The organism is Parageobacillus caldoxylosilyticus NBRC 107762 (assembly GCF_000632715.1).
Lineage (GTDB): Bacteria > Bacillota > Bacilli > Bacillales > Anoxybacillaceae > Saccharococcus > Saccharococcus caldoxylosilyticus.
On sequence record NZ_BAWO01000064.1, the window covers coordinates 1 to 22766 of the forward strand.

23 protein-coding genes are annotated in these 22766 nt (G+C 43.8%); 19 read left to right on the forward strand and 4 right to left on the reverse strand.

The genetic code is table 11. The annotated features are described in order from the left end of the window. Positions 1 to 400 precede the first annotated feature (400 nt). From GCA01S_RS16125 to lhgO, 19 genes are all read left to right on the forward strand, one after another. Positions 401 to 769 (forward strand): Na-translocating system protein MpsC family protein, encoded by a 369-nt coding sequence (locus GCA01S_RS16125; protein WP_042411453.1) that lies wholly within the window; start codon positions 401 to 403, stop codon positions 767 to 769. Between the two features lie 339 nt (positions 770 to 1108). Then, positions 1109 to 2629 (forward strand): NADH dehydrogenase subunit 5, encoded by a 1521-nt coding sequence (locus GCA01S_RS16130; protein WP_042411502.1) that lies wholly within the window; start codon positions 1109 to 1111, stop codon positions 2627 to 2629. Beyond that, complete coding sequence (locus GCA01S_RS16135) at positions 2604 to 5270, forward strand: DUF2309 domain-containing protein (protein WP_042411456.1); 2667 nt, start codon at positions 2604 to 2606, stop codon at positions 5268 to 5270. The genes GCA01S_RS16130 and GCA01S_RS16135 overlap by 26 nt, the downstream gene beginning before the upstream one ends. Positions 5271 to 5702: 432 nt before the next feature. Further along, complete coding sequence (locus tag GCA01S_RS16140; protein WP_017435406.1) at positions 5703 to 6002, forward strand: hypothetical protein; 300 nt, start codon at positions 5703 to 5705, stop codon at positions 6000 to 6002. Between the two features lie 106 nt (positions 6003 to 6108). Further along, the gene (locus tag GCA01S_RS16145; protein WP_017435405.1) at positions 6109 to 6405 is read left to right on the forward strand and encodes a hypothetical protein; all 297 of its coding nucleotides are present in this window, start codon (positions 6109 to 6111) and stop codon (positions 6403 to 6405) included. A 271-nt stretch (positions 6406 to 6676) separates the two neighbouring features. Next, entirely contained in the window at positions 6677 to 7744 is a 1068-nt protein-coding gene (locus GCA01S_RS16150) for a PQQ-dependent sugar dehydrogenase (protein WP_017435404.1), read from the forward strand. A 305-nt stretch (positions 7745 to 8049) separates the two neighbouring features. Continuing rightward, positions 8050 to 8328, forward strand: coding sequence for a hypothetical protein (locus GCA01S_RS16155; protein ID WP_223845271.1), 279 nt, complete (start codon positions 8050 to 8052; stop codon positions 8326 to 8328). Between the two features lie 146 nt (positions 8329 to 8474). Beyond that, positions 8475 to 8897, forward strand: a complete 423-nt coding sequence (locus GCA01S_RS16160; RefSeq protein WP_042411459.1) for an NUDIX hydrolase — start codon at positions 8475 to 8477, stop codon at positions 8895 to 8897. Positions 8898 to 9545: 648 nt separating this feature from the next. Then, on the forward strand, positions 9546 to 10298 hold the full coding sequence (locus GCA01S_RS16170; protein WP_017435399.1) for an SDR family NAD(P)-dependent oxidoreductase: 753 nt from the start codon (positions 9546 to 9548) through the stop codon (positions 10296 to 10298). A 138-nt stretch (positions 10299 to 10436) separates the two neighbouring features. After that, positions 10437 to 11207, forward strand: a complete 771-nt coding sequence (locus tag GCA01S_RS16175) for an SDR family NAD(P)-dependent oxidoreductase (RefSeq protein WP_042411465.1) — start codon at positions 10437 to 10439, stop codon at positions 11205 to 11207. A gap of 24 nt (positions 11208 to 11231) precedes the next feature. After that, entirely contained in the window at positions 11232 to 12011 is a 780-nt protein-coding gene (locus GCA01S_RS16180; protein ID WP_042411469.1) for an enoyl-CoA hydratase/isomerase family protein, read from the forward strand. Between the two features lie 847 nt (positions 12012 to 12858). Continuing rightward, positions 12859 to 13569: a FadR/GntR family transcriptional regulator gene (locus tag GCA01S_RS16185; RefSeq protein WP_042411471.1), complete on the forward strand. Its 711-nt coding sequence runs from the start codon at positions 12859 to 12861 to the stop codon at positions 13567 to 13569. 17 nt (positions 13570 to 13586) lie between these two features. Further along, positions 13587 to 14690 (forward strand): ABC transporter substrate-binding protein, encoded by a 1104-nt coding sequence (locus tag GCA01S_RS16190; RefSeq protein ID WP_042411473.1) that lies wholly within the window; start codon positions 13587 to 13589, stop codon positions 14688 to 14690. A gap of 19 nt (positions 14691 to 14709) precedes the next feature. Next, positions 14710 to 15810, forward strand: a complete 1101-nt coding sequence (locus GCA01S_RS16195; protein ID WP_042411476.1) for an ABC transporter ATP-binding protein — start codon at positions 14710 to 14712, stop codon at positions 15808 to 15810. Beyond that, positions 15774 to 16712, forward strand: coding sequence for an ABC transporter permease (locus GCA01S_RS16200; RefSeq protein WP_042411479.1), 939 nt, complete (start codon positions 15774 to 15776; stop codon positions 16710 to 16712). Before GCA01S_RS16195 ends, GCA01S_RS16200 begins: the two co-directional genes overlap by 37 nt. Then, positions 16712 to 17506 (forward strand): ABC transporter permease, encoded by a 795-nt coding sequence (locus tag GCA01S_RS16205; RefSeq protein ID WP_017435392.1) that lies wholly within the window; start codon positions 16712 to 16714, stop codon positions 17504 to 17506. Before GCA01S_RS16200 ends, GCA01S_RS16205 begins: the two co-directional genes overlap by 1 nt. Before the next feature lie 119 nt (positions 17507 to 17625). Next, complete coding sequence (locus GCA01S_RS20255) at positions 17626 to 17799, forward strand: hypothetical protein (protein WP_155835593.1); 174 nt, start codon at positions 17626 to 17628, stop codon at positions 17797 to 17799. A gap of 63 nt (positions 17800 to 17862) precedes the next feature. Then, entirely contained in the window at positions 17863 to 18027 is a 165-nt protein-coding gene (locus GCA01S_RS20260) for a hypothetical protein (protein WP_155835594.1), read from the forward strand. 95 nt (positions 18028 to 18122) lie between these two features. Further along, positions 18123 to 19325: an L-2-hydroxyglutarate oxidase gene (gene lhgO, locus GCA01S_RS16215; RefSeq protein ID WP_042411482.1), complete on the forward strand. Its 1203-nt coding sequence runs from the start codon at positions 18123 to 18125 to the stop codon at positions 19323 to 19325. Between the two features lie 306 nt (positions 19326 to 19631). Here lhgO and GCA01S_RS16220 read toward each other — a convergent pair whose 3' ends face one another. The 4 genes from GCA01S_RS16220 to GCA01S_RS16235 all read right to left on the reverse strand — a co-directional run bounded on the left by GCA01S_RS16220 (position 19632) and on the right by GCA01S_RS16235 (position 22278). After that, positions 19632 to 20456 carry a serine/threonine protein kinase gene (locus tag GCA01S_RS16220; protein WP_409978121.1) on the reverse strand — a complete coding sequence of 275 codons (825 nt, stop codon included), beginning with the start codon at positions 20454 to 20456 and terminating at the stop codon, positions 19632 to 19634. Next, a complete protein-coding gene (locus GCA01S_RS16225) occupies positions 20456 to 20644 on the reverse strand; it encodes a hypothetical protein (RefSeq protein ID WP_017435387.1) in 189 nt (62 codons plus the stop codon). The genes GCA01S_RS16220 and GCA01S_RS16225 overlap by 1 nt, the downstream gene beginning before the upstream one ends. A gap of 452 nt (positions 20645 to 21096) precedes the next feature. Further along, positions 21097 to 21519 (reverse strand): TipAS antibiotic-recognition domain-containing protein, encoded by a 423-nt coding sequence (locus GCA01S_RS16230; protein ID WP_162163132.1) that lies wholly within the window; start codon positions 21517 to 21519, stop codon positions 21097 to 21099. Positions 21520 to 21654: 135 nt separating this feature from the next. Next, positions 21655 to 22278: a LysE family translocator gene (locus GCA01S_RS16235; RefSeq protein ID WP_042411489.1), complete on the reverse strand. Its 624-nt coding sequence runs from the start codon at positions 22276 to 22278 to the stop codon at positions 21655 to 21657. Between the last annotated feature and the right edge of the window lie 488 nt (positions 22279 to 22766).

Consider the following 22766-nt stretch of genomic DNA (forward strand, 5'->3'; position numbering starts at 1 on the left):
ACGGGTTGCTTTTTAATGTTGACATACTGTATAATCGAAGACAAATTTATAATTAGACATAGCAACCGAAAGAGGTTTATTTGATCTTCTAATTAACTAGGCACTTTTACATATTGTCAGTCCTTTTTTTGTGAAAATAACGGTGAGTCCAGGCTGTTATTTTCATGAAGTAGTGGGGGCGAAATTACTTATGGATGTTGATATTGACTTAAGTAACAAAGAAAAGAATAAGATTAGATTGATATATTTCTTGACTAAGAAGCTATATCAGTTGCAGTTTGATTTTACATCCGACTGTCCGCCCACCGCGCTATCGTATCATCCTATACGGAGATAAAGATGTAGACGGAAAGAGAAAATGATTGTTGCAACTTATATAGGCTAGAGGGGAGAATTCATAATGAACAAATCAAAAGGCTTTATGGAAGCGGAAATAAGTAAAGCATTAACGAAATGGGAAAAAGATTTCCTTGGACGAGGTTCAGTATCTGTGAAGACAGATATTTTGCGAGATATGATTATTGTCTCTTTGCACGGGATTCTAACCCCTGCCGAATATTCACTTTGTGAATCAAAGGAAGGAAGATTATCGGTAAAAAGAAATCGATCCAGCTTGGTTGAATCAGGAGAGGAAGAGCTGAAGGAAATTATCCTAAATATAACTGGGGAAAAAGTGAAGAGTTTTCACACTGATTTAAGCACTCGTACAGGAGAACGGATCATGGTGTTCAAATTATTTAATGATCTTGAGAAAAAACTTTTAAAATAATATAATAGATAATGTTATATAAATTTATATATTATCACTAACATTGATAACATCATTATGTTGGATAACTGAATAACCAGTTTCAACGTGTCGGTAGACCTTCAAAAAATCTGTGACTGTCGTGGATTTGTTGAAGGTAAACCGAATGAAGCATTAGGGTTAAATAAAGGAAGGTAGATCTTCAAAAAATCCATTAAGGATTCGTTGAAGATAAACCGACTATGTGCAATCCATACAGCGGCCATTACCTTTTTCAGGTTAAAAAGGGGCACTCAGTATGGATGACATAGTCGGTTTTTTTGTTATTAAAGGGAGAGGAGGATCGCCTTGAGTGAAACAATGTTCATTACCTTGTTTGCAACGCTTGCTGTTACTCTAATCAGCTCGGTATTTCTATTACACCCTCGCATTCCTGTCCGTTACGTTCGAATTCATGTCAGTTTGCTTGTTTTGCCGATAGCAGTTGCTTTAGCAGGACTTGTTGGTGCCGATAAAAATGTGGCGATCGGACCATGGCGCTCTGATATGCTTGCATGGTTGATGGCCTTGTATATTTTCATGTTTGGCTGGATGATACAGCGGTTTTGTATACGCTATTTACATGGCGACCGCGCGTATCGAATGTATTTTATGCTTTTAACGTTTACGGTTAGCGCCGCTTCCATCACGTGGATGAGCGATGATTTACGATTGCTTGTTCTTTGCTGGGGAATGCCATTACTCGGACTTACGTTGCTGGCGATGCAGAAAAAAGAATGGCAGCCGGTAAGAGTAACGGTTATGCAAATGGCAAGGATGTTTTTGTTGAGCTGGATAGCTTTATTGGCAGCTGCCATATGGTTGTGGCAAGCAACGGGATATTGGCGATTATCGTTTGCACTGTCAAAGGAAAGCATTGCCGGTCTAGAATGGTGGGAAGCGGACGGGGTGAACGTTTTGCTCGTATTAGCGGCGATCATTCCAGCGGGGCAGTGGCCGTTTCAACGCTGGTTATTGGAGTCGACGGTGACTCCGACCCCGATTTCAGCAGTGATGCATGCGGGTTTGGTAAATGCGGGCGGTCTGTTGTTGACAAGATTTTCTCCGCTTTTTAGTGGTAATGGTTCGCAAATGCTGCTGCTTATGATCGCCTCTGTGTCAGTGTTGATCGGCACGGGGATCAGTTTGGTTCAAGTGGACTATAAACGGCAATTAGTTGCCTCAACGATGGCGCAAATGGGAATGATGTTTATTCAATGTGCATTAAGTGCATATGCAGCAGCAGTGATTCATTTAGTGCTGCACGGCCTGTTTAAAGCAACGTTATTTTTACAATCCGGCTCGGTTGTGCCGCGGCCACATAAAATGTTTCGCCCATCGCTGACGTTATCGAAAGCATGGCTGCTTGGCGGAGCCATATTCGGATTTGCGTTAGGATTAGTGTTTTGGATGACCTCGCCGGAAGAAAACACGAGGTTGCTAAGCGCGTTGCTTCTTGGCTGGTCGCTGGCGTTTGCGTGGGGGCGGCTCGCTGTTTTGAAAGAAGGGAGATGGATCGGGGTGGCCGTATTAGCTGGATTGGCGCTGGCTTCCGAGGTGATGCATAGCGGTCTCATGGCGCTTTTATATAAAACGTTGCCGCCAAGTTCGAGCACATCGATGATCACGGAAATGGCAGCCGTTTTGATGTTCGGGCTCGGCGGGTTAGCGAGCATATGGTTTTCTGTCCATCGTTCATCGGATTCATTTGCATACTTATATATGTGGCTCGTCCATATAGGCGAACCGCGTTCAGAGTCGGTGGAAGGCCATCCGCATTATCTTGTAACTTATTTGCAGGAGGAAGGGGTAGTGGATGAACAAGGCAACCGTATCGCTTGAACGTTCTAGTGTGCGCGTGCAACAGAGAAAAGATGTCGCAGCAGATATAAACATAAGCGAGCTCGTCAAAAGCGCTAGCAAAGTGATTGCTCCGCTTTGGCCTATTGCCACTTTTGTCGCGCGCCATCCGTGGATGGGGTTGGAACATCTTTCGTTTGAGGAAGTTGCGTACCGCTTCAAATTGTCGCGAAATATTGACCTTTACCCAACCATATCCATGCTGCGCGCGGCGCAACGGAAAGGGGAACTGAATCCGGAGTTTTTGGAAATGCGGCTTCAACGCTGGCTTGATGAGCAGCCGTTATTGATGCCGCGTGAAGAAGCTGAACGTGTTTTTCGCGCAATGCTTTGGCACGATGAAATTCCGAATGAGGTGCTAACATCTCCAACATTAAAAAGTTTGGCAGCGAAAGTAAAAGAGATACGATTACGAGGAGATTCCAAACGTTTATTCATCCAGCCGTTAAGCGTTCTCCTTGAAGAGCAAGGCGAGGAAAAATGGGCTCAGATGCTTGATCACCAAATGATAAAATGGTGCAAGTTATTTTTAGATGAATCACAAGCTTTATGGACGATGCCATTTCGGGAAAAAGGGTTTTACTACGCATGGCGAAAGCTTGTGATCAACGATCCATCCTTAAACAAACAGCAACGCAAACGGTTAAAAGATTTGCCGCATGATGCCAAAAACGCATTGCGACAAGCGTTGCTGGCGCTTGGCATACCGCATGGAGCGATGAAAGACTATTTGGAAGCGCATCTTCTTTCCTTGCCGGGATGGGCGGGAATGTTATTGTGGCGCTCGCAGCAATCCGGCCAAGCGCATGCGCTGCTAATGGATTATTTAGCGATCCGCCTCTCGCTTGAATGGGCGTTGATCGCACCACATTTGCCATTGGCCAAACGAAAGGAGGATGACGAAACGGTTCTCCTTCCGCTTCTGGCGGCTTGGATGCACTGGGGAGAATTGACGCCAGAACAATGGCTGCAATTGCCGCAAACTGAGCAGCAAGCCCGTTTATCTCTTGTTGATCGATTTGACAAAATCGTCCGCAAAAAACTCTGGCTAGAAGCATGGGAAGATACACAAGAGGCGCAACTAAAAAACAGGATCACGTCCTCTTTTGCAAACAACGCGCCGAAACAGGCAGCCGCTCAGCTCATCTTTTGCATTGATGTTCGTTCTGAACCTTTCCGCCGGCATTTAGAACGGGAGGGCCCATTTGAAACATACGGGTGTGCTGGTTTTTTCGGCCTCCCTATCCAAACGCGCGAACTGGACAGCGTCTATTCACATGCTTCTTGCCCGGTGATTGCAAAGCCGCAGCATGAAGTTCGAGAATATGCAGCGGCGGTGAACCTAAAGGAATACCGCAGACGGCGGAACGTACTGTTTTCCATTAGTCATACGTTTAAAAAAATGAAACAACATCTGCTTGCAAGCATGTTGCTTCCAGAAGTAAGCGGACCATGGCTCGGTTTGCATACGCTGGCCCGAAGCATAGCGCCAAGCGAGGCGGGCCGCTTATTCCGCCGCATACAAGAAACATTAGAACGTAAACCGAAGACAGAACTTTCATTGCATCGGAATGACTCCTTAAAAGCAACCGACTTGCCAGTAGGGTTTTCTGCAGAAGAAAAAGTAAAATATGTTCAACAGCTATTAAAAGGAATGGGATTGACGTCTTCTTTCGCGCCTCTTGTTGTTGTCTGTGGTCATGAAAGCATGACAACGAACAATCCGTATGCCTCGTCTTTAGATTGCGGTGCATGCGGCGGAGCGGCTGGGGGATACAATGCCCGCGTGTTTGCAGCGCTTTGCAACCTTAAGGAAGTGCGGGAAGGGCTTGCAAAGGAAGGGATCGTTATTCCAGAGGACACCGTTTTTGTTGCGGCAGAGCATATAACAACGGTCGATGAACTTCGCTGGCTTTATGTGCCAACGCTTTCGGAAGCGGCACAAAAAGCGTTTGATATGTTGCAAAGCAAGCTCAAAAAAGTAAGCCGTAATGCAAATATGGAGCGGTTGTCGAAGTTGCCCGGCTTAAACGACAAGAAGAGAGACCCGCTTGCCGAAGCATATCGCCGTGCCGAAGACTGGAGCGAAATCCGTCCGGAATGGGGGCTGGCAGGGAATGCTGCGTTTATTATCGGGCGCCGTCAGCTAACGAAACATTGCCATTTAGAGGGGAGAGCATTTTTGCACAGTTATGATTGGCGCGAGGATCCATTTGGAGAATCGCTTGCAAACATCATTGCCGGTCCGGTGACAGTTGCGCAATGGATTAATTTACAATATTACGCATCAACTGTTGCCCCTCATTATTATGGCAGCGGCAGCAAAGCAACACAAACGGTTACCGCAGGAATCGGGGTCATGCAAGGGAACGCGAGCGATTTGCTTACCGGGCTTCCATGGCAGTCGGTCATGGCATCCGATCAAGAAATGTTCCATTCTCCGCTTCGGCTGCTTGTCATCATCGAAGCTCCACGACAATATATTGAGCACTTGCTCGAAGATGATCCTCATTTCCGTAGAAAAGTGAAAAACGGCTGGCTTCGTCTTGTTTCCATTGATCCGGACAACGGGGAATGGGAAAAATGGGAACCATCGGCCATCGAATACAATAACTTTTCATGAAAAGAAGTCAGTGTTTCAGCTTGCCGACAAAGCCGGCAAGCTGTTTTAGTGTGTGCAGTCTATAGCGCGAAAGTCCCCAACTGCGAACGCAGAAGTAGCAGTTAGCCTAATGCAAGGGTGTCTGTGGTGACGCGGAATATGAAGGAAGCGTGCGGTAGACTTCCGCTCTGAGGAACACGAACTTTATACAAAGCTGGGCATCATCAGGAGGAGTTTGTTAGACAAAACAAGGACTTTTCTACTAAAGGTGATACTGAGTAAATGAAGCACATGGACAGAAGAAGTCTGTCAGAAAACATAAGTGATTTAATCTAAATTACATGATAAACAGAGAATAATATAGTAAATCTATCGATTTTAAAGTAGCGTAATTAACGCCGTTTTTGGGCATACTGTAAATGACGATGCTAACAGATGAAAGGAGGAAGTGATATGACAAAGGAAAACGAAATGAAAAACTCCGTGGATGCTCCTTCCGTACAGGAAACAATGGAAGACATTTGGCACGAAACGTGCGGGACATGGAAAAACTGTAATGAGTCGAACGTTGAGTCTTTCTTATCCAAGTGCTTAGAGCACAATATTGACCCGCAGTACTGCATGAATTGGATTACACAACATAGTGATCAAATTCCAAACCAATCGGCAGTTTTGGATAAAGCTCGTGAATGGGTAAATCAACATACTTCTACCGGTTCGCCTATCTCCGTATCAAATCAAATGATGGATTAAATACAAGGGAGCAAAGTGGCTCCCTCATATTTTCCTACTGTCTCTACCCATTGGAAATTAAGTGAAAAGGTCTAACAAGTATAATCAACAAGAAGGAAGTGCTTTTATGTGGATTATTAAGACACAGCATAAGAACGAGGATGGGGCAACCGTTGCGCTCGAGTTGGAAAGTGAAGACGGTCAATTCGATGTCAATGTCAGATGGGATGGATGTATGGAAGTTCATGTTTATTCTGTTACGGAAGAAAATCGCGAACTGCATGATACTTTTCACACTTGTGATGTAAAGGGATTTATTGAAAAGCTACAGTCTCTAAATGGAGTGTGTGCGGAGTTTTTTGGCGAAGGAAGCTATTGGAAGGAAAAAAATAACAATAAATCAGACGACAAAAACGAATCATAATACAAATCAAAAGAGTGTTATATTTACAGACCACTACGAATGAAAAAGCATTAGGCATATGCTAACGCTTCCTTCTTTTTTAAATGAAGCTTACGATGAAATATTTTCAAAGAAAATCTGTTATCCATAGTTAAATGGAAGGGAAAAAGATTATTTAAGTAGAAATTCATTTTTATCGTAGCAGCCAAGTTCAATGTAGATGATGGATGGCGCTTCACCTTTAGCGGAATGACAAACGCTGCAGATTCATTTTTATTGGGAGGGAAATTGGATGAAAAAATATCCTCTCATCATGATCAGCATCATTTTTCTTTTAATCGGCTGTTCAAATGAAAAACAAGAAGAAAACAGCTCTCAAAACGTACAACAAACAAGTAACAATGGCAATATGGAAATCATTGCCCAAGATTTAAGTGTGCCATGGGCGATCGACTGGGATGGGACATCTTTTTATATTTCAGAGCGGACTGGCTCCATTGTAAAAATTACAGGCAACAAAAAAATTAGACAGAATCTATATTTAGAAAAGAAGCTTTCAACGGCATCTGAAGCTGGTGTATTAGGTTTTGTGCTTCATCCCGAGAAAAAAAATTACGCCTTTCTTTACTATACATATGAGGATAAAAACGGGCAATTCAATCGTGTTGTAGAAATACGGGAAGAAAATAATGAATGGTTTGAGCAAAAAGTTTTGCTTGATCAAATTCCAAGCGGAAAGTTTCATCATGGCGGAAGAATCAAAATCGGACCGGACAAAAAACTGTACATCACCACTGGGGATGCTACAGATCCGATGATTGCCCAAGACAAGACATCTCTTGGCGGAAAAATTTTACGAATGAATCTTGATGGCACCATACCGAACGATAATCCTGATCCCAACTCTCTTGTCTATAGCTATGGACACCGCAACCCGCAAGGCTTGGCATGGGATGAAACGGGCCGGCTTTATAGCTCGGAGCATGGTTCAAGTGCACATGATGAAATCAATTTGATTAAACCGAAAGGAAACTATGGCTGGCCTTTTATTCAAGGAGATGAAACGAGAAACGGGATGATCGCACCTTTGTTCCATTCGGGGAATCATACTTGGGCGCCATCTGGAATTGCCTATCATAATGGAATTTTGTATGTTGCACAGCTGCGGGGGGAAGGTATTTTAGCGTTCGATTTAAAAAATAAAACATATAAACAAATCGTTTCCAACGTAGGCCGCGTGCGGGATGTATTCATATTGGGAGATCATTTGTTCTTTGTTACAAACAACACGGATGGAAGAGGGGTTCCAGCCAATCATGATGACAAATTAATCAAAATTCCGATTCCGAAAGCTTTTTGATACAATTTCAATATTATAGTCTGGAACAAATTCATGGGAGACATCATGCCGCATCTATGCGGCACCATCGGAAGGATAACATCGGGGAACAAAAATTTCTTTGTTACAGCCAGACAGGCTTGCCAGCTTACTCACCATCAAGGATCAAATAGTTCAATTTGGGTTGCGACCTAGAACTGACCGATGAAGAGAAATGACTTACTTAAAGCGGGATAGTTGAGGAAAAGGAAGTTGGCAATGACTTATGATCTTGATTGCATGTGTAACTGTGCAGGCCTATCTTACAAAAGGTAGGAGATAAGCGTATGAAAAGGTTTATTTCAGCAAGAATTATTCTAGGTTTTATAGTATTATTATTTTTCTTTGACGAATATAGAACTAATCAATCTCTTAATCAAGAAGCTACTTTGGAAGGTTTTATAATTATGAAAGAAGGCGAAGTATATTTAGTTGAAGACTCAGATTTTGTTCAGGAAGACGCAAATAAGTTAACAATACAAGAATTAAGAAGCAAATATAATATGAGTAAGTTATGGATTAAAGGGTTTGGTACTCTAAAGGGAATAGAAAATGGACAAAGGTGAAAGTGTGGTATTCAGAGATTTTAGAATCATATCCGGCCAAAGTCAAAGTTTTAAAGATTGAACAGAAATCGTAATTAGTCGTTCATATTCACCAGCACAAAAGTGAAAGTAGAGTTAATAAGTATTTATAAGGAAGGGTACTTCTAATGACAAATGCAAATAAGATGGTTGTAGTTGTAAAAGGTCTTATTTTATATGAAGGTAAGGTATTAATTGTACAACGTGCAAAGGATGATGAAATCGGCGGAGGAACGTGGGAATTAGTTGGGGGTAAAGTAGAATTTGGAGAAGATTTGGAAACTGCACTTGTACGAGAAATTAAGGAAGAAGTTGGGTTAGATGTTACAGTTGAAAAGATTTTATATGCAATCACATTCAAAACTGACCCAACAAGACAGGTAGTTATTCTTACCTACTTATGTAGGAGCAATAATAGAGATGTCGTTCTCTCAAAGGAACACATTGATTACCGCTGGTCGACTAAAGAGCAATTGAGATTGCTATTGACTCCAGAAATAATTAGTGATTTTGAGAGAAATAATGTCTTCTCTTTGGAAGAGTTGGCATGAAAAAAGTGATTGTCGCTGCGGATTTGGGATTAACCAATTCCGCTATTCGTTTTGACGGAACTGTCATTGGCCGAAAATTTATTAATCAGCCAATAGAAAAAGACCGTTGATGCCCCGACTAAAATTCTTTGATTTAGTCGGGAAGGTTCACGTAGCAAATTTCTTTTTAGAATATTTAGATAATAATTTGAATATTTAATATTTAGATGTATAATAGTGTTATAACATACCAACCGGTTAGTATTTTAGGAAGGATCAATTCTCCCACGTCTAAATGCAAGAACTTCATTTCCTTATCGCTTATGAAAGAATTACGGGAAAAGGTAATAAACTTCATGGAAGAGTATATGCCTGCCTGAACGAGCGTATGAACAGCAACAGAATCAGAAAGAAAGTCGTTGGGGTGCGGCTAAATGTTTTTTGTGTAAGCGCGTTCAAAATTCGTCAATGGCTTTGGGAGCTATTGACGTGCGATTCAAGCGTAGGAGTATCTGCGATTTCCCACTTGCTGCTTCATGGGCGAACGCAAGGGCATGGAGACAAGCTGACGAACCTGATGAAGTGCACCGAGCCAAGATGGCCAAGCTAGGACCAATAATATAGGCCAAAAAGTTAATCAACTCTTTAAGATAGAAAGGGTGTGTATGCATGAGACTGAAAGGAAAGATAGCAATTGTTACTGGCGGCGGAGGAGGAATTGGACGCGCGACAGCCATCCGCTTTGCCAAAGAAGGAGCAAAGGTGGCCGTTAGTGACATAGACTCCTTAAGTGGTGAGAAAACAGTTAACATGATTCAACAATTTGGGGGAGATGCTATTTTTGTGAAAACGGATGTATCGGACTCCAATCAAGTAAAAGAGCTCGTTCATATAACAACAAGTACATTCGGCGGATTGCACATCATGTTCAACAATGCAGGAATCGCGAATTCTGAAGTGAGAAGTGTTGATTTGTCAGAAGAGGAATGGGACCGGGTCATTGACGTCAATTTAAAAGGCGTATTCCTTGGCATCAAGTATGCTGTTCCTGAGTTAAAAAAATCTGGAGGTGGAGCGATCATTAATACTTCTAGTTTACTAGGATTAAAAGGGAAGAAATATCAAGCGGCTTACAATGCATCCAAAGCTGGTGTCATACGGCTAACGCAAAATGCCGCACTGGAATACGGCAAGTACAACATCCGTGTTAATGCGATAGCACCAGGTGTCATTGATACAAAAATTATTGATGGCTGGAAGCAGGACGCGAGAAAATGGCCAATTATCTCCAGGGCAAATGCGCTTGGCAGAATTGGCACTCCGGAGGAGGTGGCAAATGCTGTTTTATTTTTGGCATCGGATGAAGCTTCATTTATTACTGGTGCTACCCTTTCTGTTGATGGCGGTGGGCTCACATTTTAACAAAAGGTTTAATTTATCATAAATATATTATGTAAACTAAAACAAATTCAAAACCAATGACTGACGCATTGCAACAAAAAGGGGACAGGGTAGGAAAGTGCTGGTTGAAAGTTATGATAAAACAAAGGGGGCAGTAAGATGAGATTTTCACAAACCATTGCTTTAGTAACAGGGGCCGGAAGTGGTATTGGCAAGGCAACAGCCCTTCGTTTGGCAAAGGAAGGTGCAAAGGTTATTTTAGTCGGCAGGACAAAAACGAAGCTTGAAGAAACCGCACAGGAGATTAACCGCAACAGCGGAATTCCAACGGCTGACATTTTCCCTGCGGACGTAACCGATGGAGAAGATGTCCAGAAATTAGCGGAGTATGTAGAGCAGCAATATGGGGATTTGCATGTTTTAGTGAACAACGCTGGCGGTTCTACCCACACGAAGATTTTACAAATGTCTGAACAAGAATGGGACTATGTCCAACATGTCAATTTAAAAAGTGTCTTTCTTGTCTCGAAAGCACTAGGGAAAGTGATGGCAGAAGGAGCAAAGCGGGAAAAACGTGACCGTGCGATTGTAAATGTTGCTTCCCTTTCCGGACATCAGGCTGGTGCGGAAATTCCCCATTATAGCGCTGCCAAGGCAGGTGTTATTAATTTTACCAGATCACTTGCCCTTGAGTTATCACCATACGGAATTCGCGTCAACTCCGTATCTCCCGGTTTTGTAGAGACGCCGTTAACAGAAGATGCGTTGCAAAATGATCGTTTTGTTAGAGCCATTCAAAGAAATACAGCCCTGCAAAGAGTCGGCACACCAGAGGAAATTGCCAATGTAATCGCTTTTGTGGCCTCTAGTGAAGCATCCTATATGACTGGGTCTGATTTACTTGTTGATGGCGGCTGGCTGATAAAATAACGAATAAAAGAGAGGAAGATTGGCATGTCTCAAAAACATTTAGTCATTGAAAAATTAGGACCTGTGTTGTCGCTCACACTAAATCGTCCGGAAAGCTTAAATGCTTTCAGCCCGGAAATGATTTTAGGTTTAACAGAAGCTATCAAGAATGCCAAAAACGATGATGATGTCCGGGTGATCGTCTTATCTGGTGCAGGCCGGTCATTTAGTGCTGGCGGCGATGTAAAAACGATGGGGCAAGCAAACGGCGTCCAAGTTTATGAACATATCGGCAGGCTCAATAGACTGATTTTGACGATGAAGGAAATAGAAAAACCGATTATTGCTGCTGTTCACGGCTTCGCAGCCGGTGCAGGGTTCAATCTAGTGTTAGCTTGCGACCTAATTGTCGCTGCGGAGGATAGTAAGTTTGCTTTAAGCTTCTCTCAAGTTGGTCTCGTATCGGATGGCGGAGGTTCTTATTTTCTGCCAAGATTAGTCGGTCCGCATTTGGCTAAACAATTCTTCTTTACCGCAGAGCCGATTCCGGCTGAAAGACTGTATCAATTAGGCGTCATTAATTATCTTTTCCCATTAGAAAAACTTCAGGAAGAAACAATCAAACTAGCATTAAAATTAGCACATGGACCAAGTAAAGCATTCGGAAAACAGAAGAAATTAATCGAACATTCCTTTACGTCTACACTCGAAGAAATACTGGAGGAAGAACGGCTGATACAAACATTAATGGTTCAGACAGAGGATCACAAGGAAGGCGTCGCTGCCTTCAAAGAAAAAAGAAAGCCGGTATTTAAGGGCAGATAAGAGGAGAGTATGTGTTAAAGTTTTCAACTAACTGAGTATGGCGGGCCGAGGTATTACAGGTCGTTAAAAAAGAAACAGGTGGGTATTTTAATTTTAACTGAAGGAAAAGCACCTCTAGTTTTTGCTTGCAAAAAACAAACTCTAATTCCAAACTTCTCAATAAAATCATCCCCCTTGAAACATCAAGGGGGATTGAGTATACGTAAAAGTATCGTTTTTCATAATATAACCTCTTTCTCAAAGTTATTTCATACCCTTAAATATACATATTTCCTTAAAAATAGAAAATAGAATTTTTTAGGATCGTTTTTCTTCCCTTTTTCAGGTCACTTACGTTGGGTTGAAGATAGTCCCTCACGAGCTTTCCCTCTAAAAACCGTACGTGACAATTTTCCGCATACAGGTCAAGTCGCTATTTTATCCGAATAAGCAGTTAAATTACACATAGATACTAAAATCCTGTAAATCCGTTCCAATAGATAACAGAATGAATTGGCATGCGGAAGCTTCAGCCACCATCGCTGCTCGCTATAATTTTTTGAATTAAATAAAAATTTTGTTAATTAAAAAGGGATATCGAATGTTTGGTAGAAATATAAATATACGGATATCAGGTTGTCTGATAACAGATCGCTATGGACAATCTGCTGCATTATCCGCATTTCTGATTGACGGAAGGGTGCTGCTAGATGAAGGGCGACCACACTGCCGACTGAATGCGCCGGACGATTTTTGCGGTTGAAAAAGCAGTACTCCGGACGGAATCGATGACTGTTTTTCTGTAACCGCTTTCAAAAAGCGGTCTGCGGACCTAACAGCCGCTTACCTTGCAGGAAAGGAGGTTGCCATGCGAAAAGTCAAGCCCGTCCGCCGAAAAAAAGTATCAGAAGAGATAGTCGAAGAAATCAAGCGATTGATCGAACAGGGCGAGCTTCCGTCAGACAGCAAACTACCTTCAGAAAAGGAATTGAGCGACATGTTTGGCGTTGGTCGCTCCAGTATCCGCGAGGCGCTGAGCATGCTGGCGGCCGCCCGGATCATCGAAACGCGGCAAGGTGAAGGCACCTTTGTACGTAAAGTCGACCTCAGTGACTACATTCATCCGTTAGCTCTTTCGATTGTCGCAAAAAAGGAACAAACGCTGCATTTGCTGGAGACCCGCAAAATTATCGAATTGGGTACCGTCGAGCTGGCCGCTTTACGAGCCGATCAGCATGATCTGAAAGAAATGAAGAAGGCGCTGCTCGATTTTGAGTACGAGCTGGAAATGGGGGAAGCTGGAGTCGATGCCGATTTTGCCTTTCATCGAGCGGTTGCTATCGCATCGAAAAACCCGATTTTGATTCAAGTGATCGACAATCTATCGCCGGTGCTGAAACAAAGTCTGGACTATACTCTCTATCAAAATATGGGGAATTTAGAGAAACGAAGAAGCGTACTTCAGGAGCACAAGGAGATTTTTGACTGCATCGAAAAACGTGATGCGCAAGGGGCGGTTGCCTGTATGCGGCAACACTTGGAAAACGTTCGGAAAAAACTGTTGGAGCTAAAAGAGTAAAAAATGGGGGTTGTGTCATGAAAAGATGGATGATGATTGGACTCGTAATGATGATGGCGGCACTGGCCGGATGTGGAGTTCCCAACGCGAAACCGCCTGGTGAGGCGAAACCGGCCAACAAGTCGTCGGACGATGTGACGGAGATTACGGTTGCCGGGAACGGCGGCAAGATTGAAAGAGCGATCCGCGAAGTAATCGCACCGAAATTTGAAGAAAAATATGGCATCAAAGTGAATTTCGTACCGGGGTTGTCAGGAGAAATCCTGTCAAAGGTCGAATTGCAGAAAAACGCTCCTCAATACGATGTCGCGATGTATGTACCGCTTGACGTGCAACGAGCGGCCGATAAAGGGTTGGCCGAGCAATTAGATCCATCGGCGATTCCTAACATGACTAAGGTCGACCCGCGGTTTGTCGCGGTGGATAATATCGGGGTACCCGTATTCGGGTTGGTAATCGCTCCTGCATACAATACGAAAACCTTCGAGAAGAACGGATGGGCACCGATTACGTCTTGGAACGATTTGATTCGCCCCGATTACAAGGGAAAAACAGCGTTTGCCGACATCGCTAACGACTGGGGATTCGCTCTTCTCTATAACCTCGCTAATGCGAACGGCGGCAGCCTCGACAATCTGGAACCTGGTCTGAAAAAGGCGAAAGAACTCGCCAGCTATTCGGATACGTTCTACAAAAACTCCACCCAAATGATGCCGGCCGTGCAACAGGGAGCAGCCGACGTAACAGTGATGGGCAGCTATGCGATCGCCGAACTGATCGAGTCTGGGGTGCCACTGAAAATGGTGATTCCGAAAGAAGGGGCACCGTTGCAAGCGTTCAGCGCGACGGTTGTGAAAAATGCCTCTCATAAAAAAGCGGCAATGGATTTTGTCAATTTTCTAATTAGCGAAGAGTCGCAGAAGCAGATTGCAGAAAGCGGTTTCTATCCGGTTCTGAAAGGAATGAAAGTGGTGCCAAAATATGAAAAGTCGATCGGCTTGAAAGACAGCGATCCTGTCTTCCGGCCGGATTTCAAGAAGATGGCTGAAATCCGGGAGCAATGGACAGATAGATGGGCGAAAGAAGTCACACCGGAATTAGGAAAGAACGTAAAAAAATAAGGAAAGAGGAGACGGATATATGCAAGCGCTTGCTAATGACGTGGAAATACGTGGCGTTTACAAACGAATTGGCCGAAACGTGATCCTAGACGGTATCGATCTGGAGGTCAAGCAAGGTGAATTGCTCACCTTGCTTGGCCCTTCCGGTTGCGGCAAAACGTCAACGCTCAACGTGATTGCTGGTTTTCTCGACATCGATCAGGGGGATGTGTTTATCAAAGGACGTCGAGTGAATGATATTCCCGCCTACAAGCGCGATTTGGGAATGGTGTTTCAAACGTATTCATTGTTCCCGCATATGACTGTGTATGAAAATCTCGATTTTGGCCTGTCCCTGCGCAAAGTGCCGAAAGATGAGAAAAAAAGGCGCATCCAGAAAGCACTGGAACTAGTGAAAATGACCGGGCTGGAAGACCGGTATCCGCGCGAACTGTCCGGCGGTCAGCGGCAACGTGTTGCTATAGCTCGGGCACTGGTGGTGCAACCGAAGTTGTTGTTGCTCGACGAACCATTGAGCAATCTTGACGCCAAGTTGCGTCATGAATTGCGGGCCGAAATCAAACGGTTGCAAAAAGAAGTAGGGGTCACCACGATTTTTGTCACGCACGATCAAGAGGAAGCGCTTTCCATGTCTGACCGGATCGTCGTGATGAACAAGGGCAAAATTGAACAGGTCGGAACGCCGACCGAAATTTATATCCATCCGCGCACCGAATTTGTCTTTCAATTTATCGGAAAATCAAACCAATTACAAGGAAGAGTGAAATCGATCGACAGCCGGATGATCAGTGTGGAACTAGAGGATAGCGGCCAAGTGCTGGTCGAAGCGGAGAATGTGATGGGATCGGATCGTACCTGTACGAAGGGGGATGCGGTCAAGCTATACATCCGCCCGGAAAAGTTGATGATCCAGCCGGTGGAAAACACGAATCCCAACTACAATTCACACACCGCTACCATTGTCCAGATGAATTATCTAGGCTCTGCTTGGGAAATTGAAGTGTCACTGCTAGGTAAACGGATGCAGGTGTTGCATCCTTCAATCGAAGCGGGCTGGACGATAGGAACTGAGGTGATGGTCGGATGGAACCCGTCAGATATGATGATCGTCAAGAAATAGTCAGCTTGCGGTTGCAGCCGGCTGTATCAGGAAAACGCAGGAATTTGAAAAAGTATCTGTATGCCGTGCTGCTGTTGCTGCCACTGTTGCTGTTTATCATCGGTTTCTTTGTGATCCCGATGCTTTATATCCTGTATCTGAGCTTTATTGACACAGAAGGCCCGGGTGGGACAAATGCAACCTATAGCATTAGCAACTATGGCCGCTTTTTCACCGATCCCTATTACTTACATTCTCTCTGGCTGACGATCAAAGTGAGCCTGTACACGGTGATCGTGTCATTGCTTCTCGGCTATCCGGTGGCACTGACGATGGCAAAATGCTCTCCCCGCGTCCGGGGATTGCTGACCCTGCTGGTGGCGTCGCCGCTTTTGATCAGCATTGTGGTTCGCAATTTTGGCTGGTATTTGCTTCTGTTGCCAAACGGCACGGTCAATCAACTGTTGATAGGCCTTGGTATCACTGAGTCGCCACTGAAACTTTTGTTTTCGGAAGCTGGAGTTGTCATCGGATTGTCGAACGCGTACCTGCCGTTTATGATTTTGTCCATTGCCACCAGTTTGTACAATATTGATCCGTCTCTCGAAAAAGCGGCCGCCATTCTCGGCGCTAGTCCATTCCGTTCATTTATATCGATCACTCTGCCACTCAGCCTGCCTGGCATTGTGTCCGGTATGGTGCTGGTGTTCAGCATGTCGATGAGCGCTTACGTGACCCCCGCTCTGATGGGGGGAGCGAATGTGCCGGTGCTGCCGGTGGTGGCATATGACCAGATCATTAATCTGTTACGCTGGACTTACGGGTCGGCCGTCTCGTATGTGTTGCTTGGCATCACATTGGCCATCGTCACCATTTTTACGAGAATGATGGAAAAAGGACGGTACCGGGAGGTGTTTCGCTGATGAAAATTTCCGGAAAAATCAGGGTTGCGGTGGCTGCGATCAGCCTGGTTTATATCCTGATCCCATTGCTTGTCACGATTCCGGCTTCTTTTACTAGCGCAATCTATCCTAGTTTTCCGCCAAAAGGATTTTCGTTGCAGTGGTATATGAAATTGCTGGAACGGCCGGAATTTGTTGAGGCTTTCTGGAACAGCGTCAAGTTTGCTTTTCTAGCAGCATTCTTTTCCGTGCTGCTGGGGACTCTGGGCGCACTTGCGATTGCCAAGTATGACATTCCGGGCAAGAGTTATCTGGTATCGTTGCTGACTGCCCCATTGACGGTACCGCAATTGGTGCTGGGGGTCGCCTTATTGATTTACTTCACGCCGCTGCTGTTGGCAGGAACGCCGACCGGATTTTTGATCGCGCATATTGTCATCTGCGTACCATATGTGATCCGGTTTGTACTGACCGGGTTGAGCGGTTTTGATTACACGCTGGAGCGGGCGGCAGCGATTCTCGGAGCCAGCCCGGTAACCGTTTTTTGGAGGGTGACACTGCCGCTGATCCGGCCAGCGATCCTGTCTGGGGCTCTGTTTTCCTTTTTGACTTCGTTCGATAACGTAACTGTCTCGCTGTTTATGGTATCTCCCGATATGCGAACACTGCCGCTTGAGATTTTTTCAAACATGCAGGATGCGTACAGTCCAATCGTCGCTTCTGTATCAAGTGTTGTGATTCTGATTTCGGTGATCCTGATCCTGATTCTCGAGAAAATTCACGGCGTCGGACGCCTGTTGGGAAGCGCCCACTAATCGACAGCATGTAATCGACAATGCTGTCCCGTTTCTCGTTCGAGCATAGGAAGTCACAGGGAGACACAGCCGGACAGATCGTGAAGTTGCTACGGGTACTGGGCATCATGGAGGTGGCGGTGAGAGATCCAATTCGAGCAATGACAGAAGTGATGGAACTAGGGCAATTTCCGAACGGAACGCCGGTGTTCCAGAACCGACTAGCGTATGAGAGCGACGGCGTGGTCATCGATCGGATCAATACACACATATGTCCTTCAAGAGTCGTGTGGAAAGCGGTTTGTGCAAAATGATGGTGGTAAGGGCTTGGCAATCTGATCGGGACTGCCAAGCCCTACCGTTTTGGCATGAGAAGATTGCGCGAACTGCTTGTACCATTGGCCCGGATGGTAATGGAAACATGTCCGGTGTTATACGGGCTCGGCATACTGGAAAATGAGTTTGACCAGACGTCGGACATTACAGGAATTGAACCTGCGAAAATCCTGCCGAAAGAAGTGAAACTGCTCAAACAGGCGTGATGGATGTCTCTAATCTGTTTGAAAACGACCATCTTCCTCCATCAGCAATTTGCATTCTTTACATTTAAATAGATTAAAGAAAAGAGGGGATCTGTATGAACCACATAGCCGTCATCGGTGGAGGCATCGTCGGGTTGGCTGCCGCATATGCCCTCAAACAAGCCGATTCAAGCGTCGAAATAACCATCATGGAAAAAGAAAGTCGATGGGGAGCGCACCAAACCGGGCATAACAGCGGCGTCATCCATTCGGGCATTTACTATAAGCCCGGCAGTTACAAAGCGCGATTCGCGAGATTGGGCGGAGAAATGCTCATCCATTTTTGTCGTCAATATGGCGTTCCTTTTGAACGATGCGGAAAGGTGATTGTCGCGACGAACGAACAGGAGCTTCCGCTTCTGAAAAACTTGTATCACCGCGGATTGAAAAACGGGCTGGATCTGGAACTAATCGATCAAGATCGCTTGCGGGATTTTGAGCCCCATATCAGCGGTATCGAAGCCATCCGTGTGAAAGAAACGGGCATCGTCGATTATACCAAAGTTTGCGAGACGATAGTGTCATTGTTGAAAGACGCCGGTGCCGAGTTGCTATTAAATACAGAAGTAGAACGAATCGTAGAAAGCAGCCTAAAAGTCGACGTTATCACCAATCGCGGTGCCCGATCCTTTGATTTCGCAGTCAACTGTGCGGGGCTCCATAGCGATCGCATCGCACGTGCTTCTGGAATTATCACCGATTTGAAAATTGTTCCGTTCCGGGGAGAGTACTACAAGTTACGCCCTGAAAAACGCTATCTGGTGAAAAATCTAGTTTATCCCGTTCCAAATCCGCAATTCCCGTTTCTCGGCGTCCATCTTACGCGGATGATTAACGGCGAAGTCGAAGTTGGACCGAACGCCGTACTTGGTTTCAAACGTGAAGGGTATAAGAAGACAGATATTGACGCAAAAGATGTGCTGGATATTTTCTCTTTTAAAGGCTTTTGGAAGCTTGCCTTTAAGTATTGGCGCGAAGGAATGGAAGAGATGGTTCGTTCGTACAGTAAAAAAGCTTTTCTAAAGAACCTGCAACGTTTGCTTCCAGAAGTTGAAATGGATGATTTGATTCCGACAACTGCGGGCGTGCGCGCCCAAGCGCTACGCGCTGATGGCACGCTTGTTGATGACTTTTACATCATTAATACGAAACGTACGGTTCATGTGTTGAACGCTCCTTCGCCCGCCGCGACAGCTTGTCTCCCAATTGGCGAAGAGATCGCCCGCCGGGTAGCTGATTTGACGTTGATCGCTGGTTAAAATGTCTAGGATATTATTGAGCATATGCTTAGGAGATAAATAACTAAATTTATTCATATGGTGGGACACCTATGGAGCAAAGGAATCTTATTCCCGTTATTAATAATCTAGGTTTCCCCATCATTGGATCAATAGTTTTTTCAATCTGTAAATACAACATAAATTCATTGGATAATCAATGACCGATGATGATAATCAGTAAAAATGATGATAAAGCACAAAAAATTCTTCGGAACTTGGGGTAGCAAGTTCCGAAGAATGGATGGTTATACCTACGTGCCTGCATTTATACCGTTCATTGCAGCGCTATGAAACGATAATGCGTTTCGGCCCATTTTTAATCAGCTGATCTACATCGTTTATTAGCGTGTAAATATCATCGTACGGTTGATCAATTTGCAGCATTTTCCGAAGTATGAAACGCGCGTCTTCGGAAATGGATAGCTCCTCTTCCCAACTTTTTTCTTCCTCTGTTTTCGGCTCGTACGAGGAATATAACAAAAATAAGGTAAAGTGCCCTAACGCGTAAAAATCGCTTTTTGGATGAATATCGCGCCACAGCTTCTTTTCGGGCACATACGTTTCGATATGAGAAACGGACTCACCAAAAAAACGCGCCAACCCAAAATCGATCACAAATACGGTACCGTCGCGCAACAAAATATTCGGGATGCGCAAATCGCGATGGACAATGTGGTTGGCATGAATATATTCGACTACGGCGAGCACATCCCGCAATAATTGAAATGCTTCTCGTTCTGTATACGTTTTTCCCTTTTCGAAAATAAGCGCTTCAACTGTCTCTCCTTCGACAAAGTCCATTACGAGATGGGGCGTTCCATTTTCCAGGAACATGTCATATAACGCGGGAATTTGCGGATGCTTAAGCCGCATTAATATATCCGCTTCCCGCTGGAAGGACAGTTCGCTTTCTTTCCCTCTCGTTTTTCGACATTGTTTGACAACGACTTTCCTGCCTGTCTGTAAGTCGTTGGCCATGTAAGCAATGCCATAGCTTCCCATCCCAAGCTCTGCTACAATTTGATAGCGGCGCCGAATAACCTTCCCTTTTCGATACGGACGTTCGAATAGGCGAGCAAGCGCCGGGTGACGATACAAAAAACGCATCATTAGCTTCCGAAAAAGCTTGAAAAGAAGCTGCCGCTATGATGTTTCTTTTTATAATACTTATGACCAAAGTGGGAAGGATGGATATTCGCATAATGCTTCGGATAATGGTCGCTGCTGCTGTAATGCATTTTATGGTGCTGATGAAGCATGTGTTCTTTCAACAGTGCTTTGATGATTTTCTTTAACATATGATCTCTCCTTTACGATAAGATTACTTTATATTTATATACGAAATAGGAATAAGGAAGTTTCATGATTCACGTCCGTTTCTAGTGGTGCCGTAATTATGCGAAATGGTCGTTTCTCACGGAAGATTTTGCATAGTCTGTGGTGCTGTGAAAGGTGACATGGGTGGCTAATGGGGAAGGTTAGTTGAACAAGGGATTGATTTTAGTTTGTAGAAATTATCGGTATGGAAAATAGTTCTATTAATTTGTTTCGCTTTCTTATAAAATTGTAAATATAGCCTGTCCTTCCTGTAGCAGGAATGGACAGGCTTAAAAACTATAAAAAATCAACATGATACTTTAACAGAGCCTTTATTTAAAAACAGCGGCTGGGAAAGGTGAAGATGGTATTGCTTTAAACTTTCCATTAAAGGAATGACCATGGGGGGAGTAACCGTTCCCTTTTCATATGTTTATCTATTTTTATTTTTATGATATATGATGCAAGCTTCCTTTATAAACTCTCTTTCGTTATCTGGAATTGTATACAATTTTGGTTTTTCTTGCTCTGGTAATGAGTTAAAGTTTTCCCAAATCTTTTTCATGCCTTCCTTAATATCCGGGTCGCCTTGTGAGCGACGATGGATCATCTCCATCAAAAATGCTGCAAGTTCCTGTGCTTCAGGGCTATCAGGACTGGCGCCTTTCTTAACAAGTTTTGTCAATGATTCTCTAAATAATCGATATTGATTGATATGTTGGTTGTGGTCTTGTTCTGTCCAACCTTTCGCAGTTAATTTTCGCAACGCTTTTTTCGAATAGGATTGTTTTACCAATTCTCTTATTGTCTGTCGCTCTTTGGCAGTGAGATATGGATTTACCCACTCCGGTTTCATTTGTATCACTTGGATCGTATTTATAATGGAATTGTAATCCATTTTAATTCCGATCCAAGTGGTTCCCTCCTTTCTATTCAGGATAAAGGGTGACGTAATGTCATAGTCAAATTAAAAGATAACACTCTAACGATTTCACTTTTTACTAAACGCAATCTGTATACCAATCAGCCCTAATAACAGACCTTTTACAATGTTCATTCGTTTTGCGATGAACGAGTTGGTAAGCAGGACATGGCGCAGTTTCTCTGAAAACACGCTGACAGCGACAAAAATCACTAAAGCCTGAACCAGAAAAATCATCCCTAAAATCAACATCTGCAACGTAATGTGCCCCATCGATTTATTCACAAATTGAGGCAACAATGCCAAAAAGAACAAGGATACTTTTGGATTAAGCAGATTCATGAGAATTCCTTTTTTATACAATGATGGATACTTGAAAGGCTTGTGATGGTTAATAGCAAAGCCTGTTTCTTTTTCCTTAAATGATTGCCATGCTAAATACAGCAAATAAGCCGCACCCGTATATTTGACGACGGTAAAAGCCAAAGCGGATTGATAAATGATGGTGGAAATCCCAAGCGTTGCAGCTGTGATATGCACAATAAGGCCTGAACAAAGTCCCAGCGCCGTGGCGATTCCTGCTTTTTTGTCCTGTGAAATGCTTTGGGTAATCACAAACAGAATATCTGGTCCGGGCATTACTGTCAGCAATATCGCCACTCCTAAAAAGGACATGGTTAATGTGAAATCCATTTACAACACCTCTCTTGGATAGAATAAAAGGCCATTCTTCGCTTTCTTTTCCTTCGCTTTATTTCGTGGAGAAACAGCTTCATTCCTTCTTCATAGGATAATAAATTAGTGTTTTATCGGTGTTTTCGGCAAAGAAAAAATAATTCTTACGTTTTTTTTGGTGAATGAGTGAAGGTTTTTTCTTTTTTTGGAATTTGTTGAAGGGTTTTTAGATGTAGACGTCGAATGTTAATTAATAGAAATAGAGTTACATGTTTCAAGAAAGGTGCCAATATGAGTTTGAGGAAATTTCATACACCTTTGACTGAAGCAGAAGTAGAAAGAGATGTATCAATTATTAACACCAAATCAGTGTCGATGGATGGATGCTTTTACAAAGCGGAGCAAAAAAAAGCGAGTGGTTGGAAGTTTTCGCATCAAAAAAAGGAATTACAGTAGTAGAAGATATGGATACGCAATTTGCGTATGTATTATAAATGAAGAGGAGA

What these genes read in the sequence shown, in the direction of transcription:
- GCA01S_RS16230 (WP_162163132.1), bottom strand. Translation starts at nt 21,519, where the DNA reads ATGAAACCGGAGTGGGTAAATCCATATCTCACTGCCAAAGAGCGACAG.
- GCA01S_RS16235 (WP_042411489.1), bottom strand. Translation starts at nt 22,278, where the DNA reads ATGGATTTCACATTAACCATGTCCTTTTTAGGAGTGGCGATATTGCTG.
- GCA01S_RS16180 (WP_042411469.1), top strand. Translation starts at nt 11,232, where the DNA reads ATGTCTCAAAAACATTTAGTCATTGAAAAATTAGGACCTGTGTTGTCG.
- GCA01S_RS16195 (WP_042411476.1), top strand. Translation starts at nt 14,710, where the DNA reads ATGCAAGCGCTTGCTAATGACGTGGAAATACGTGGCGTTTACAAACGA.
- GCA01S_RS16125 (WP_042411453.1), top strand. Translation starts at nt 401, where the DNA reads ATGAACAAATCAAAAGGCTTTATGGAAGCGGAAATAAGTAAAGCATTA.
- GCA01S_RS16225 (WP_017435387.1), bottom strand. Translation starts at nt 20,644, where the DNA reads ATGTTAAAGAAAATCATCAAAGCACTGTTGAAAGAACACATGCTTCAT.
- GCA01S_RS16170 (WP_017435399.1), top strand. Translation starts at nt 9,546, where the DNA reads ATGAGACTGAAAGGAAAGATAGCAATTGTTACTGGCGGCGGAGGAGGA.
- GCA01S_RS16200 (WP_042411479.1), top strand. Translation starts at nt 15,774, where the DNA reads ATGGAACCCGTCAGATATGATGATCGTCAAGAAATAGTCAGCTTGCGG.
- GCA01S_RS16220 (WP_409978121.1), bottom strand. Translation starts at nt 20,456, where the DNA reads ATGATGCGTTTTTTGTATCGTCACCCGGCGCTTGCTCGCCTATTCGAA.
- GCA01S_RS16150 (WP_017435404.1), top strand. Translation starts at nt 6,677, where the DNA reads ATGAAAAAATATCCTCTCATCATGATCAGCATCATTTTTCTTTTAATC.
- GCA01S_RS16145 (WP_017435405.1), top strand. Translation starts at nt 6,109, where the DNA reads ATGTGGATTATTAAGACACAGCATAAGAACGAGGATGGGGCAACCGTT.
- GCA01S_RS16135 (WP_042411456.1), top strand. Translation starts at nt 2,604, where the DNA reads ATGAACAAGGCAACCGTATCGCTTGAACGTTCTAGTGTGCGCGTGCAA.
- GCA01S_RS16130 (WP_042411502.1), top strand. Translation starts at nt 1,109, where the DNA reads ATGTTCATTACCTTGTTTGCAACGCTTGCTGTTACTCTAATCAGCTCG.
- GCA01S_RS16160 (WP_042411459.1), top strand. Translation starts at nt 8,475, where the DNA reads ATGACAAATGCAAATAAGATGGTTGTAGTTGTAAAAGGTCTTATTTTA.
- lhgO (WP_042411482.1), top strand. Translation starts at nt 18,123, where the DNA reads ATGAACCACATAGCCGTCATCGGTGGAGGCATCGTCGGGTTGGCTGCC.
- GCA01S_RS16175 (WP_042411465.1), top strand. Translation starts at nt 10,437, where the DNA reads ATGAGATTTTCACAAACCATTGCTTTAGTAACAGGGGCCGGAAGTGGT.
- GCA01S_RS16205 (WP_017435392.1), top strand. Translation starts at nt 16,712, where the DNA reads ATGAAAATTTCCGGAAAAATCAGGGTTGCGGTGGCTGCGATCAGCCTG.
- GCA01S_RS16190 (WP_042411473.1), top strand. Translation starts at nt 13,587, where the DNA reads ATGAAAAGATGGATGATGATTGGACTCGTAATGATGATGGCGGCACTG.
- GCA01S_RS16140 (WP_017435406.1), top strand. Translation starts at nt 5,703, where the DNA reads ATGACAAAGGAAAACGAAATGAAAAACTCCGTGGATGCTCCTTCCGTA.
- GCA01S_RS16155 (WP_223845271.1), top strand. Translation starts at nt 8,050, where the DNA reads ATGAAAAGGTTTATTTCAGCAAGAATTATTCTAGGTTTTATAGTATTA.
- GCA01S_RS16185 (WP_042411471.1), top strand. Translation starts at nt 12,859, where the DNA reads ATGCGAAAAGTCAAGCCCGTCCGCCGAAAAAAAGTATCAGAAGAGATA.